The 15014-nt window shown below is 39.3% G+C and carries 13 protein-coding genes; 5 read left to right on the forward strand and 8 right to left on the reverse strand.

Annotated features, from left to right (window positions below; genetic code table 11):
• Positions 1-158 precede the first annotated feature (158 nt).
• The 4 genes from lpoB to BCU68_RS05515 all read right to left on the reverse strand — a co-directional run bounded on the left by lpoB (position 159) and on the right by BCU68_RS05515 (position 3129).
• Positions 159-749 (reverse strand): penicillin-binding protein activator LpoB, encoded by a 591-nt coding sequence (gene lpoB, locus BCU68_RS05500; RefSeq protein WP_102563792.1) that lies wholly within the window; start codon positions 747-749, stop codon positions 159-161.
• Positions 750-835: 86 nt separating this feature from the next.
• A complete protein-coding gene (locus BCU68_RS05505; protein WP_241901276.1) occupies positions 836-1258 on the reverse strand; it encodes a YcfL family protein in 423 nt (140 codons plus the stop codon).
• Positions 1258-2649, reverse strand: coding sequence for a hypothetical protein (locus tag BCU68_RS05510; RefSeq protein WP_102563793.1), 1392 nt, complete (start codon positions 2647-2649; stop codon positions 1258-1260). The genes BCU68_RS05505 and BCU68_RS05510 overlap by 1 nt, the downstream gene beginning before the upstream one ends.
• Before the next feature lie 129 nt (positions 2650-2778).
• On the reverse strand, positions 2779-3129 hold the full coding sequence (locus BCU68_RS05515) for an HIT domain-containing protein (protein WP_102563794.1): 351 nt from the start codon (positions 3127-3129) through the stop codon (positions 2779-2781).
• A 242-nt stretch (positions 3130-3371) separates the two neighbouring features.
• On the opposite strand from BCU68_RS05515, the gene BCU68_RS05520 reads away from it, so the two are divergent.
• The gene (locus BCU68_RS05520; protein ID WP_102563795.1) at positions 3372-5363 is read left to right on the forward strand and encodes a methyl-accepting chemotaxis protein; all 1992 of its coding nucleotides are present in this window, start codon (positions 3372-3374) and stop codon (positions 5361-5363) included.
• A 157-nt stretch (positions 5364-5520) separates the two neighbouring features.
• Positions 5521-6681 (forward strand): DUF1887 family protein, encoded by a 1161-nt coding sequence (locus BCU68_RS05525; protein ID WP_102563796.1) that lies wholly within the window; start codon positions 5521-5523, stop codon positions 6679-6681.
• Positions 6682-6802: 121 nt separating this feature from the next.
• On the opposite strand, the gene udp is transcribed toward BCU68_RS05525, so the two are convergent.
• The 4 genes from udp to BCU68_RS05545 all read right to left on the reverse strand — a co-directional run bounded on the left by udp (position 6803) and on the right by BCU68_RS05545 (position 10601).
• Complete coding sequence (gene udp / locus BCU68_RS05530; protein ID WP_102563797.1) at positions 6803-7561, reverse strand: uridine phosphorylase; 759 nt, start codon at positions 7559-7561, stop codon at positions 6803-6805.
• Positions 7562-7756: 195 nt separating this feature from the next.
• Positions 7757-8173 (reverse strand): CBS domain-containing protein, encoded by a 417-nt coding sequence (locus tag BCU68_RS05535; RefSeq protein WP_102563798.1) that lies wholly within the window; start codon positions 8171-8173, stop codon positions 7757-7759.
• A gap of 217 nt (positions 8174-8390) precedes the next feature.
• Positions 8391-9374, reverse strand: a complete 984-nt coding sequence (locus BCU68_RS05540; RefSeq protein WP_277868777.1) for a glycosyl transferase family protein — start codon at positions 9372-9374, stop codon at positions 8391-8393.
• A gap of 168 nt (positions 9375-9542) precedes the next feature.
• A complete protein-coding gene (locus BCU68_RS05545; protein ID WP_102563800.1) occupies positions 9543-10601 on the reverse strand; it encodes a polysaccharide lyase family 7 protein in 1059 nt (352 codons plus the stop codon).
• A gap of 456 nt (positions 10602-11057) precedes the next feature.
• On the opposite strand from BCU68_RS05545, the gene yjjG reads away from it, so the two are divergent.
• From yjjG to BCU68_RS05560, 3 genes are all read left to right on the forward strand, one after another.
• Positions 11058-11744 (forward strand): pyrimidine 5'-nucleotidase, encoded by a 687-nt coding sequence (gene yjjG / locus BCU68_RS05550; RefSeq protein WP_102563801.1) that lies wholly within the window; start codon positions 11058-11060, stop codon positions 11742-11744.
• A 131-nt stretch (positions 11745-11875) separates the two neighbouring features.
• A complete protein-coding gene (locus BCU68_RS05555; protein ID WP_102563802.1) occupies positions 11876-12499 on the forward strand; it encodes a DUF2913 family protein in 624 nt (207 codons plus the stop codon).
• A gap of 152 nt (positions 12500-12651) precedes the next feature.
• Positions 12652-14895 carry a peptidase U32 family protein gene (locus tag BCU68_RS05560; RefSeq protein ID WP_102563803.1) on the forward strand — a complete coding sequence of 748 codons (2244 nt, stop codon included), beginning with the start codon at positions 12652-12654 and terminating at the stop codon, positions 14893-14895.
• The last annotated feature ends 119 nt before the right edge of the window (positions 14896-15014 follow it).

Genomic DNA, 15014 nt, shown 5'->3' on the forward strand with positions numbered 1-15014 from the left:
TGTTGTATTTTAGTTAAATAAGTTTTGCAAAAAGTGATCGTAACTCCAAAAACATTAACTCAACTTTACTTTTCGTAACCACTAATCTTTAGGCATAAAAAAAGCCACGAGTTTATCGTGGCTTACCGTATGATATTTATAATAAAAATAGTTACAGATTAGAATCCAAGTAAACGTTTTGACTCTTGCTTACGAATTTCTGTTTCATCAGCCCATTCAATTAAACCCGTTTCTAGGTCCATTAAACGCATTGTCATTTTGTAATAAACATCTTTATCACTGCCAGCACTCTTAACAATGCTCGATAAGTTGCCATACATCATGTACTGAGCACCTACCATTTTACCGAACTGAATCGCATCGCTTTGATTAGATAGCTCATCATTATTCTGGAAATTAAGCTGTTCACGTACAGACTCTACGCGATCCATATCAACAAAACGAAATTTACCAGAATTCAGCATCTTAGTGCTGATAGAGTCTGTAATGGATTCTGTATCGATATGTTCACTGGTCTTATTCTTGATACGCTCAACAAAAACAATTGGGCGTTGATCACGAGTAATCGCAGCGACAGATCCTGAAACCATCATGCTATCAACCATTTCTACGGCAATTTTTTGTAGATCTGTTGAACCAAAGTCAATAGTTGTTGTTTCCGTTGCCTGTGCATCACCATAGTTGACTTGGTTTGAACAACCACCAAGTACTACCGCTAGACCTAATAATGCAATCACACTTTTTTTCATATTGGTTCCTCTTTATACCCAATTTGCTATTTTGCTCATCAGTTATCAACCCATGAGTAAATTCTGTTTACTTTTAATCAGCCGATTTATTGATCATTTGATTCACGGATTTGAACTCGATACTGAGTGCCACTAGGGTTTACTGAAACTTCAGAAATAGAGTAACTTTCAAAACCACGAACAATGGCTTGCTTCCATGGTCCCTGCTTTGTATTCACTTCAAGACCGGCATCATCATACCAATAAAAGCGATATTGAATATGTTGATCACCCTTATAGTTGCTCATTAAGCGTACGATGCCGCGAGCATGACCATTGACTTGATCTGTCGTCATATCATCAATTTGTAAGCGATTATGTAGAACGTTATCATTAAATATCACTTTATGATTTTGACCATCAATTCTTAATCCTGCCGTATTATCGGCACAGGCTGATAAGCCCATCACAGCAAACACACTAAGAATTAACGTGGACCAGCTTTTCGCTTTTGTCATTATCTTAAGCATTACAATCTCCCTAACTGTTTATGCCAAATGGTTGGCTTAATACCTTGTCGAGAAATCCACACCAATGTGGTTTGCCCATCAGGTACATTAAATGTATAGGACTGGTTATCAACCTGTATTCGATGTTCTCCAGCCTTTACCGCTTTACTTGCACTATTAATAACACGAGGCAGTGTCTGCCAACTACGCGTATCAGGCTGCTCTGTTAAGGTATTCCAAATATTAAGAACAACATTACTAATATCATCCCCTTTACCGACCTCTTTACGTATTCTATCCTTCGCGACAACTCTTAAGCCTTGTCTTAACACCATCTCTGGCATTCTTTCGGTTAAGTTTTGTTGCGCCATCAAGTTTACATCCGTCAAAATTTGACTCGGTAACACTTGTCCATCTAACAACATCGGCGTAAATGCAACACGTGCCTGTTGTGGATAATAAGGTAAAGCCAAAGAATATATTGCCCCATTGCCTCGACTGTCATGAATAGGTAAATCTATCCGCCAACTTTGCATCGCATCAACAATACTTTGCTCTTCAAAAACAATCACACGGCTGGTATTACGCGCAATCTCAACATGATTACCATAGCTTGCTTTCAGTTTGGCTAAATCTTGACTCATGCCTAATCGTTGAGCGATATACATGGTGCGAGCGATTACTTGAGGATTATCTGGCATAACAGCCAATGCTCGACGGTAATCGACATAAGCCGCGTTCAGGTCTCTCGATGCTTCATATAAAAGACCGGACAGAAACATCAGTGAACCATTTTGTACCGCTTGTAAACTTTGTCCAGCATCAGGGTAACGTGCGAGTACGCTCCCTACATTGGCTGACAATCCATTTTTCTTGGCTTCATCTTGTGCCGATTGTAATTGCTTTTCGCGCGATTGTTTCGCTTGTTCTTGTACTTGATTTGCTCTGCGCATCTCTATGACTGCGCCTTCAAGGTTATTTTCTTGTAAGTAATTCAAACCCAAATAAAGATGTAAAAATCCCAGTTCATAATCTGCTGGTTGGTATTCTTTTATATTATCATTTGCCGTTAATGCACCGACACTTGTGACGGTATCTGACACTGAAACTCGAGCTTTGGCTTGCTGCTCTGTTACCGCTTGATCACTAAGCTCAAACGTGGCTTTACTGCTACTATATTGCTGCGCTAAAAAGTAAACACGCCCCTTCTCTAAATTACCTAAAATGGCTTCTGATACCTCTTCTGGCATATCTTGTAGCGCATTTTGATACTGGGCTTGTTGTACCGCTTGATAGACACCCGCATTCTGTGCACTGTAGTGACTAAATAAATTGCCTGCTGATAAATTGGCGCAAGCAGTCAAAGTAACCGATAGAATGGAAACTGAGAATGCCTTAATACAGCGCTTCACTCGATTATTCAAAATACCTCCACCCAGAAAACTCCCCCTTTAAATACAGCATAGACAACAGGCAACATTAAGAGAAGTTACCTGTTTATGTGTCAATAAAAACCAAAAATTGAATATGACGCGTGTACATTAGCTCATCAATAATGGTCCTAATGGACGACCACCAACAAGGTGCATATGAATGTGGTACACTTCCTGTCCACCATGGGCATTACAGTTAACAATCAAACGATAGCCTTTTTCATCAATACCTTCTGCTTTTGCTAACTTACGGGCAACCGTAAACATGCGCCCCATCATAGCTTCATCCTCAACTTCAACCTCATTGGTGGTTGGAATTAGCTTATTCGGAATGATCAAAATATGACTAGGAGCGCGTGGGTTAATATCACGAAAAGCAGTAACTAATTCATCTTGATATAGCAGCTCTGTTTCAATCTCTTTACGAATAATCTTACTAAAGATGGTTTCTTCAGCCATAAATATCTCCACTTAATCACATGAAATTAAACTTAATTGGTTAAGTATGCGCCAAGGCATTAAAAAGCTCAATAAAAAACGCTGTTCACTTAACACTAATCGTAATCCAATGAATTTATGACGTATTTTTGTAATCCATATCTTATTTTGTGTAAGCAGAAAGGCATACAATCGAATCGTTTTATTTTGACATTATGTCTTTCTGCATTTGCAGATTTTAGGGAAATAGTTTTGGAGAAGTGATGAAAGGTTCTGTAATTAAACGGATGTATGCGGGTTTTCTGTTAATCATTGTTATGTTTGCCATCACCATCAGCATGGTGATGGAGGGTATGAATCAAATCAATAGCCAGTTTGAAACAGTATCAACCACCTCACTGCCACTGGTTACTTTATCAAATCAAACCAGTGTCGGGTTATTATCTGCTGATAAATCCTTTAAAGATTTTATCACCACACAAGATACACAACGCATGGACGAGATGCAGAATGCGTTTATTCAAGCTGAAGATAATTTTCAGCAAAGGTTTCACTTATTAAAACAAGCAAGCCAATCGTTCCCACATCTGGAGGAGCGTATAGAGCAGTTAAACTTAATTGAGCAGCGTTACTTTAGTGAAACAGTTGAAGCAATGAACAACTATCAGCAAATGTTTGAAGCTCAAGCGAATGTGATTCAATCTTCTCGTCGCTTTCAGCGCTTACATTCAGAACTGAATGTCGGCATGAAAAACTACGTCGATGACCAAGATAGTGTTTCGGTTAAAATGCTCGCTAAAAGCTACTTTTTAAGGCTGCAAGATGCCGAAGTGATCACTTCTGATGCGTTAGCGAGTACCGATCTTGCCTTCATTGAAAGCGCTTTAAATAAAAATAGAAAAGCGGTTACACACCTTAATGACTCATATCGCGGTTTAAGTGCTCAAATCCCAAGACTAAAGCAGAACTTCGATGGCTCTGTTAGCGCTTTTACTCGTGATGTTGGCCAGCGTGGAGGGGTATTGGAACAACACTATAACTACTTAACCTCTAAAGAAGCGCTTTATGCCAACATCGTCAATTTAGCCACGGAAGTCGATAATGCGATGGCTATCTTAAATTCTTTTAATGAAATCGTTATGTTAGAACTGGATATACGACTCGATGAAGCGGGCAATATTTATAGTGATGGTCTTATTAAAGTTATCAGTATCACACTTGTTGTAACAATGATCGCGCTCGCTATCGGCTATCATATCGCACAAAGTGTGCGCCAACCTCTTACGCGTATACTGCAAACATTAGAGGATTTAACCGCAGGCGATATGACGCAACGCATTGAAATAAAGACGCACAATGAATTTAGCCGAGTCGGTAATCATATCAACTCACTGGCTGATAATTTGCACAATGTTCTGGTACAACTCAATAATGCATCTGATAACTTGACTCAAACAGCCAGTCATAACCAAGAAACCTCACAGCAGGCACAAGAGCAATTAAATACACAACGAGAGCAAACCGCGAGTGTTGCAACAGCAATGAAGCAAATGTCCCACTCTGTACAAGAAGTGGCACAAAGTGCGCAAAGTTCCTTAGTTATGGTACAACAAGTTGAAACGGCTTCTGAATCTGGTCGCCAAGTGATGAATACCAATATTTCGACCATTAACCAGCTTGAAAGTCGTTTAAATGAGTCTGTTGAGGCGGTGAATAAACTTCAGCAAATGAGTAGCCAAATTGGTTCAATTTTAGATGTGATCCGCAACATCGCAGAGCAAACTAATCTACTGGCTTTAAATGCTGCAATTGAGGCCGCTCGTGCAGGTGACCAGGGCCGAGGTTTTGCAGTCGTTGCTGATGAAGTTCGTGTTCTAGCACAAAGAACGACTCAATCTACTTCGGAAATTGAAAGCATGATCAGTAATTTGCAATCTAGCTCAAAGCAAGCAAGTAATGTGATTCAAGGCTGTATGAGTGAAATGGATATGTCGGTTGAACAAGCTTCTCATGCCAATGCCGCAATGGAAGAAATTCAGTCACTGATTATTGAAATTACACAAATGAGTACGCATATTTCACAAGCGGCATCAGAGCAGAGTGAAACTTCAGAGGTTATTGCTTACAATATCGCTGATATTAACAATATCGCTGATATCAGCTACCAAGCGATGTCATCAATCGCACAAACGAGTACTAACCTCACCAACCTAGCTCAACAGCAAAATCAACTCGTACATCGCTTTACGCTATAAACATAGCTTCAAATCGATAAATATATCATTAAGGGCAACTTTTATTTTGAGTTGCCCTTGTTTTTTCCCATAAAGAACATTATATGAGTTATATAGCTTGCTATTTTTCTCATTCTTATCTTCTTTCTTTGAGCAAGCTACCCATAAGGAATCATCCATGCCTGTTCAAGTCGGTATTATAGATCAAGACCCTGTGCGTTTAATCACTCCTCTACTCGACAGTCGTGCTAAGAGTAGCCATATTGTTTTTATTGGCGATAAAACCCAAGAAAGTGTATATCAACGGTTACATTCTGTTTTAAGCCAGCGCTCCATCACAACTGAATTTTTTGAAATTCCAATGGCAGCAAATACGACACTGATCAAACAAGCGGTTAATACGTTAGCTCAAGATCTTAAATCTCGTGGTAGACAGGTAACACTCAACGCAAGTTGTGGTTTACGTCATCGCCTACTTTCGGTCTATGAAGTTTTTCGCAGCTATCATTGGCCTATTTTTGTCGTTGAACCAAATAGCGATAAGTTATGCTGGCTATACCCTGACAAATACCCAGATGCCCAAGTTCAAGACCATATTACTATCGCTGACTATTTGACTATTTTTGGCGCTAGAGGTGAGTTTAACTCACATGAATTACCACCCCAACTCGATGCAAAACTCTATACTTTAGGTGAAAAATGGGCGAGCAATGCTCTAGAGCTAGGTCCAGGTTTGGCGACACTCAATTACTTGGCAACCACGTGTCGTAAAGAGCAAAAATTGGATGTTACGCTCTCAGAAAAGCAACAAGGTTATCGTGAAGTTAACATGCTATTAAGTGATTTGGTTGAAGCAAAAATTGCCACTTATCAAGATGGTACTCTTACTTTTGCCAATGAGGATGCGCGACGATTTTCTAATGGCGAATGGTTAGAAACACTTGTTCACTCTACGGTTAAGCAGATACAAGATACCTTACCAACCATTCAAGATCGCTCACTTAATGTTCAAGTTTATCGTCAACTAGGTAATCGTGAAGTGCGCAATGAGCTAGATGTTGCTTCTGTTGCTAATAATAAGCTACACATTATTGAGTGTAAAACAAAGGGTATGCGTGATGATGGCGATGACACTCTGTATAAATTAGAGTCATTGCGTGACTTACTCGGCGGTCTGCAAGCGCGTGCCATGCTCGTGAGTTTTCGTCCATTGCGCCATAATGATATTACGCGTGCCGAAGACTTAGGCTTAGCGCTGATTGGCCCTGATGAGCTAAAAGATTTAAAAACACATTTAACTAATTGGTTCAAAGAAGCAGGTGGTTACGAAGAACTTTAATGCTATCTCAATTAAATTTAAATACTACCTCAATTAAATTTAAGCAATTAATAAACAACTAAAATGATACCGATAGAGTGAGTCCCCCAACCGTTGAGTACTAACCGTTGGGGGATTACGATTAAAGCATTTTACGCGCCGCTTCAACCACAACCTTGATCGAACGAGTTTCTGTTTCTTTTAAAGTCGCATGATCGGGGATCTCTTTTTGAGTACGGTTAATAATCACCCCAGCGACACAACCCGCTTTTAAACCTGAGCTTGCACACATAGTAAATAACGTTGCCGACTCCATTTCAAAATTCAGCACCCCCATATCCTGCCACTCTTGCATTGAGCCCTGGAAACGCTTAACAACGCGACCAGAGAAAGTATCGTATCTTTCTTGTCCTGGATAAAATGTATCACTTGAAGCTGTTACACCTGTATGTACTGTCGCGCCAGACTCTTCAACGGCGGCTTTCATTGCTGTGGCTACTTCAAAATCAGCAACGGCAGGAAACTCTAATGGAGCGAAGTGCACACTTGCGCCATCCAGACGAACAGAACCTGTGGTAACGATCATATCGCCTACCTTTACATGTGGCTGAATCGCACCAGTCGTTCCAACGCGAAGAAAGGTCCTAACGCCTAATTGAGCTAACTCCTCCACAGCAATCGAGGTAGAAGGCCCCCCAATGCCAGTTGAGCATATCACGACAGGTTTGCCCTCTAACTCGGCTCGGTACACCGTATACTCTCGATGACTGGCTAAAAAAGTAGAATTCTCCATTTGTTCTGCGATTTTGGATACTCTCGCAGGATCGCCTGGAATAATGGCTAGAGTCGCTCCATTAAGATCTGCTTCTGTAATACCAAGGTGAAATACGGCTTGAGACATAGGTGACTCCTTTATTGCAGCTTATTGAGTTTAAGTGCTATTAATAATGAAAATAAAGAGAACAGAAAGCCACTTTAACTAACCCAAACACAAACTATCGTGATGAAAATCACAACGTTAGATGTAACAAATGTAACGCAATTTAAATATCGATTGCGTTCACAAAACTAAATCTAAACAACTGTAGTTATGAGATTAGACTTGCTTTTTAAAGCACTGTTCTAACGTTTTACCAATCGCTTTTAATACATCACGACGTGTAATAATCCCCACCAGTTGCTTATTATCAATGACTGGATACACTTTCGGTTTTCCTACCTTCATCATATCGGCTAATTCAATAATTGAAGTTTCAGGGGAAACTGATAAGACATCTGGATGCATACAGTCACCAACAAGATGGGTGTCTTGGCAGAAATAACTAACCTTCACGAGCTTATCTAACAAATCTTGCTCCGAGAGAAAACCAATCACTTCCTGCTGTTCATTAATAACAGGTCCACCTAAATGAACTGACTGCATCACTTTATCTAACGCTACGCTAAGAGGCATATCAACAGTAAATGTCACGGTGCGCTGAGTCATATAATCTTTTACTTTCAATGATTCCATTTTTTTCTCCTTCAATCGCAACATAATGCAGCTTTAACTTACTTGAATGTATCATCGTACTTACTAAGTGTTGTCTAATTTCTTAATTTTACTAAATACGTTTTAGTGATTTTATTCATAGAAAAAACCTATCACTGTCGATATAAATCACTCAAACCAGCAATAGCAAGGGCTAAGGTTACTTACGAGCAGGTAAAAATAATCAAAAATAGTCAGACTATTGACAACAGTAATCTTGCCAATAACGTATGGCGATGGCATAAGCGTCATCTCGCACGTGATATTGGGTAAATAAAATGGCGGTCATCGTATCGACAATCGTATTGGCCATTAAATTCCACTCAGCCTCTGGCGTTCCTAATATGCACAGCTTAGGTAGTGCTATATCTGACAACATCATTTCTGGCCAGTAGAAGGACTGAACTGAGTCAGGCGTGCTCATCCAAACGGTTTGGCTCACTTTAGGGTTATATTCCGATTCCCCAGATTGGCCTTTAAATGAGACAACAGAATGCGACTTATCACCGATAACATTTTCAACTTCCGCATGTAGTTGCTGAAATCCGGGATGGAAACTCCCCCGTAAGCCCAATTTAGCCCCACCAGGATTTAAAGCACGCACAACCGTATTGATAGGAGTTCTTAACCCATAACGTGCTTTCCAACCAATCATTGTCTGGGCTTGAGGGGCAAAATTAGCTAAAGGCAAATAGGCAATCCCCTGCTGTTTTAATAGCTCGTTAGCATGCTGCGGAGAATCTGCGCAACAAATATTCACAGCATCGAGATACATTTGGGCATGCTCGCGACCGCTAGGCTTATCCATATAACCATGCATTAGCACCTTATAGCCATTATCTGCTAATATTTTTGCCGCGATTAAATGCCAAGGTTTACCACTACTTTTATCATTGCGTTTGCCCGCATAACATGGCCAATCAATATCGGCACCAAGATCAGGTACGCGTGATTGAAAAGCTTTCACAAAGCCCGCAATTTCCGCGTTGGTTTCATTTTGGACACGTATAAGCATTAACAGCATGGCCATTTGATCATCGCCAACTTGTCCATCTAAGTAGTCATCCATTACTTGCTTAGCTTGTTCAAATGACAACGGTTTTCGGCCACGCTCACCACGCCCTACTGTTTTAATGCACTCTATAATACAACTCATAACGTCCTCTAGTGATTGTTGAGTTATGTTTAAATATTATGACGAGTTCTGTAATAAAATGATACATTCTTGATGTATGCGAATAAGCTTTCTTCATTACTGCACAATGTTGAGCAATAAAACTTATTCTCTCAGAACGTAAAAAAGCCCCTTACCGTGAAGTAAGAGGCTTTCTGCTATTTAAAAAATACGTTGTTATTGGTCTAAATCTAACTGGTAAAAGCTAACTTGAACGTAATCGCCAGCATCGATACCATTATTGGTACACTGTGACGAACCAACATTACACTGGTTGTAGTTACCGGCTTTGAAATACATCCAGTCATTAGCATAACCTTCATCGTATTGATTGCCTTGGTAGTTGCCTTTGGCGATATCAATAGCGAAAGTTTTTACAACTTCATCGGCTTCGCCAATATTTTTCTTGAAGGTAAGGTGCATAATATCACCTTCAATATTTACGTCATAAGAGAAGACTTCCCCAAGCTTGATACCATCAACTGGATCTTCAGAGAACTTACGTAAGTTGTATTCACCGAACACATTATGACGAATATCTTTACGCTTCGAGTAGTTATCACCCGTTGCATTCAGTTCGTAGTTCCAAACTAGAGAGCCATATTCATGCTCTGGTAATTTGCGGTAAACAATTTTAAGTGGCTCGTTGTCTGAACCATGAATCTGACCAATTACAGTAGAGAAAGCACCATTTTTGCTGTGATTACCACTCGTACTTACCCAGTCAACAGACAGTGTTGCTGATAGACTGCCACCAATAGCACCATAGCTCTCAGCATCAGGGTTTGCGGCGATTGCAAAGTTATTTTTTGGATCTTTATAGCTCGTTGCTAGCATTGCACGAAGTTCGCTACGGGCATTTTTACTGTTTGGCGTCGTCATTGCTTTGTTTGGAGCAACAAAAACCATCGCGCCTGTTTCTTTATTTGTATAGAACCAATCAGGGTTAGAAAATGGCTTATCTTGATTGCTCAGATCTTTTGCAGAAATTTCCATAACCTTACCAACACGAGATGGTTTATCATCTTCCATTGGTAGGTTAATTTTCCACTTTGTTAAATCAAAGTTTTGTGAAGGCGCCTTGGTTGGATCTAATTGAGCAATAAGTGACTGAGTATGCGCCGCTGAAGTCATAGATAACGCAGGCGAAGCTTGAGCATCTGTCGTTTCAACACCACCACTCGAACAGCCAACAAGTAAAGCGGCAATCGCGCTACTAAGATAGATTTTCTTCATTTTAACAACCTAATTAATTTGATTAAGACTCTCTTACTCGATGAAAATGATCATATAGTGCTATTGTATTATTAATTGTGATCTTGATTTGAAAACACCAAATTGATGAAGAGCAAAAGCCAAGAACTGGTTTGACCTCTCACTTATAAAGGTAAAAAATAGCTAAACCTCAGTTAAATACACAATCAAGCGCATAGTTAATCTAGCATCGATGGGCACAATTATGACATTGATGTACTATATCCTGAGTTAACTTTTACTCATTTGCTCCTTTTCAATAGATGTTCACATTAACGTTAAATCCGTAAAGTACATTCATTCTATATAAAAGGTATCACTGAGCAGTTATGATTTATAAAAGTTGATTAATGTAATTAAAATGCTGCAATGAATTTAATATAAGCAACATCAATCCATTTATTAAGAAAACAACAATCGAGAGCTTGGTACAACAATATGCATAATAAAAAATATGACTGGGTATTATTTGATGCCGATGAGACGCTTTTTCACTTTGATATCTATCAGGGCTTAAAGCTGATGTTTTCTCGACTTGGTATCGACTTCTCTACGCATGACTTCACTGTTTATCAAACGTTAAATAAACCATTATGGGTTGAATATCAAAATGGGACAGTGACCGCCAATGAGCTTAAGCAGAGACGATTTCAAGCTTGGGCTGATAAATTAAGCACGACAACGATGGCACTTAATAGTGGTTTCTTGACGGCAATGGCTGACACTTGCGCCTTACTTCCTGGGGCAAAAGATCTCTTGGAGACATTAAGTGGCAAAGCTCAAATGGGGATAATAACAAATGGCTTCACTGAGTTACAACAAGTCAGATTAGAGCGTACTGGAGTTGCTAATTACTTTGAACATGTTGTGATCTCTGAACAGGTCGGCACAGCAAAACCTGGCAAGCCTATCTTTGAGCATACTCATCAACTTATTAATCAGCCCGATAAAAACCGCGTATTAATGGTTGGAGATAACCTCCACTCTGATATCTTAGGCGGTTTTGACTTTGGTTATGACACTTGTTGGTTAAATCCGAGTGAAACTAAGCCTAGCGATAATATTAAACCTAGCTATGAGATCCAATCATTAGTTGAGTTAAAAAGCATCGTACTTGGCGAATAATTAAGCACGACAAGCCATTTATAATAAATCAGTATACGTGGTTTAAAACTATACACTGTATACTGATTTCGTTATGATTAACATGTCGAGAATATAGACCTTATAGTCTCTAAATAGTAAGTTTACGTTTAATGAAAAATAGCCCACATTTAAAGTCGAACCATCTTTCTGAACTTAATAGTGAAAAATCACTCAACGAATTAGCATTACACGCACTATTGCATCTAGAATTTCAGATGCTTAGTTCAAAGGCTAAAGTCTTCTCTGTAGCTAAGAAAAATGAAATATTAACGAAGTGGCTCAAAGGGCAATCGAAAAGCAATCGCTACAAAATCATCAGAAAAAAAATAAAAGCACTATTAGCCAAGGCAAATGGCTCAGGTGTCAATATAGAAGCACTGCTTAATAAAGTGATCAGTACTTATGTGGATACACCACCCAGTCAATTAGAAAGCTATTTGTTACTTACTCGTGAAATTGAAAAAAAATTAGGCACGACAGTATTGCTTTCTAAACCAGAAGAAGTCGATCTTTCACATGCTAAAGACGATTGCTTGCTGTGCGTTTTAACCCAAGATCTTAACGCACACTTTGATCAAACCTACCAACTGTCTCACCCTCTTTCTATACTGTTTCGAGGGTCAATTATCCAACGTCATGCCTTTTTAGGTTGTATTTATAGCAATGAATTGTTCACTTACGACGTTGAATATGAAGATGATGAATTTATTCGTATCTCTTTAAAATTGAATTAACTGACTCTTTTATAATCTATTTTGTACTTATGAATAAGCGCCACTAAAATCTGATCTAGATCAATTAATTGTTATTCATAGTAATGGTTTTGTGATGAAGGTAGAATAGCTGCCTAAAAATCAATACCAGCAAGCAAAAGTGAGCATGAACAATGAGTAGGAAAATTGAACTCTTAGCACCAGGTGGTGATGTAGAAGCGATTAAGGCAGCAATTGTTGCCGGAGCCAATGCAGTATACTGTGGTCTGGATGTATTTAATGCGCGTAATAGAGCCAAAAACCTGTCACTTGACGAACTCAACGGCATCCTCACCCTTGCTCACAAGTACGATTGTGAAGTCTTTTTGACACTAAATATTGTGGTGTTAGAGCATGAGATCAAAAGCCTTGTCAAAATTCTAAATCAACTGGTTAATACATCTATTGATGGCATTATTGTCCAAGATCTTGCTTTATTTAATTTGGTCAAAAAGCATTTCCCAAGCTTGGACGTTCACGCTTCAACACAGTTAACTACGCACAATGAAGGGCAAATCAAGTTCTTAAGCAAGCTTGGTGCTTCTCGTGTTAACTTATCTCGAGAGTTGAATATTGAGGAAGTCAAAGAGTTAACCTCCATTGCTCACCAGCATGATGTATTAACTGAAGTTTTTGTGCATGGCTCTCTATGTGTTGCATTTTCTGGTCAATGTTACTCAACATCAGTTAGTGTCGGTAACTCTGCAAACCGAGGGCGCTGTAGCCAAGCTTGTCGCGATGAATATCAACCAACGCAAACAGGCAACCGCTTCCCACTAAACTTAAAAGATAATTCTGCGTACTTTGATTTGCCAGCACTCGTCGATGCACAAGTTGACTCATTAAAAGTCGAAGGTCGTATCAAAGGCGCACATTATGTCTATACCGTTATTGATACTTGGCGTAAGCAGATCAATAGCTTCATCGATAGTGGCGATCTTATCGCTGACGATTCCAGTTTACATAAAGTCTTTAACCGTGATTTCACCAACTCTTTTCTAACGGGTGACTTAACTAAAGAGATGTTTACCGACAACCCTCGTGATAACAGTGTTGATTATGCTATCGCGAAAAATAACGCAACATCAGCAGTGCAAATTCAAGAAGTGAAAGAAGAACTTACTGCTGAAAAAGATAAAATTGGTGCGACTTTAAAAGATAAAATTCAAGATTTAAGCATAGAGAAGCCATCCATTTCTATGGCATTTACCGCTAAAGCTGATCAGCCTCTAACCTTAACCATCCATACAAATGATGGGGATCTTATTGCCCAATCTCAGTCAAATTTAAGAGTGGCAGACCAAAAGTCTATCACGCAAGCCTCATTAGAAAGCCGTTTCAAAAGTTTCAATAATGCCCATCATACACTAAGTGGGTTTGATTTCAGCCTGTTTGATGATGGTCTGAGTATTCCATTTAAAGAGATTACACAATTAAAAGATCAGGCGGCTTTTTTACTTAATGGCTCAAAACCTGTCATCAAAGCAAAAGAACTTCCTAAGTTAGAGCAGCAACCTAAAGTCGTTGCTAGCCCTAAGCTTTCAATGCTCATCAGCGATGAAAGTGATATCTCACTTGCGGATATCACAACGGCTGACATCTACTTTAAGTTGCCTGAAAGCTTTAAAAAGAATTGCACGAAACACATTGAAATTTTACAAAACAATCCACGTTTAATTCCTTGGTTCCCTGCTGTTCTGATTGGTAAAGACTACCATGCTGCAGTTAAAGTATTGGAAGAAGTTAAGCCAACAAAGATTGTGACTAATAACACAGGTATTGCTTATAAAGCTTATGAGATGGGTATTGAGTGGGTTGCTGGTCCATTTATGAATACCACCAACTCATACGCATTGATGACGCTACAAGAAGAGCTGAACTGTGCGGGTGCCTTTATTTCAAATGAGATCAATTATGGTCAAATGCGCCATATTACTCGACCGAAAAACTTTAAGCTTTTCTACAGCATTTACCACCCGGTACTCATGATGACAAGTCGTCAGTGTTTCTTCCAACAAACGGTTGGGTGTAAGAAACCGCGTATCACTCCAGGTTGTATGCTCAAGTGTGAAAAAGCGACGACAATCATCAATGCAAAAGGCTTATCTTTTGCGGTCGATAAACAAAAAGGTGGCTACCCTAGTATTTATAATCACGAACCGTTCTTAAATACCTCGGTTGTAACCGATCTTGCGCATTTATTTGATGAGTTCTTTATCGACTTAACCAATATTGGTGCCGGTTCGAAAAAGCAGCAAGACAAAGCAACACTCATCGGTCATTTTGAACAATTAATCAATGGCAATAACGAGTCAGTTGAAGCGTTAAACAACCTTGTCCCTATCGCAACCCACCAGCAGTATGTACAAGGTTTATAACTTCACTTAAACCTTAGTCACATAGCGTTAAGAGAGAAGTACTATGTTTATATGGTACTTCTTCTCTTTGATTCTCAATAATAATATCTGCCAATATCGACTTATCGAGACTCTTCTTC

Source organism: Vibrio sp. 10N.286.49.B3 (assembly GCF_002873395.1).
In the GTDB taxonomy this organism is placed as follows: domain Bacteria; phylum Pseudomonadota; class Gammaproteobacteria; order Enterobacterales; family Vibrionaceae; genus Vibrio.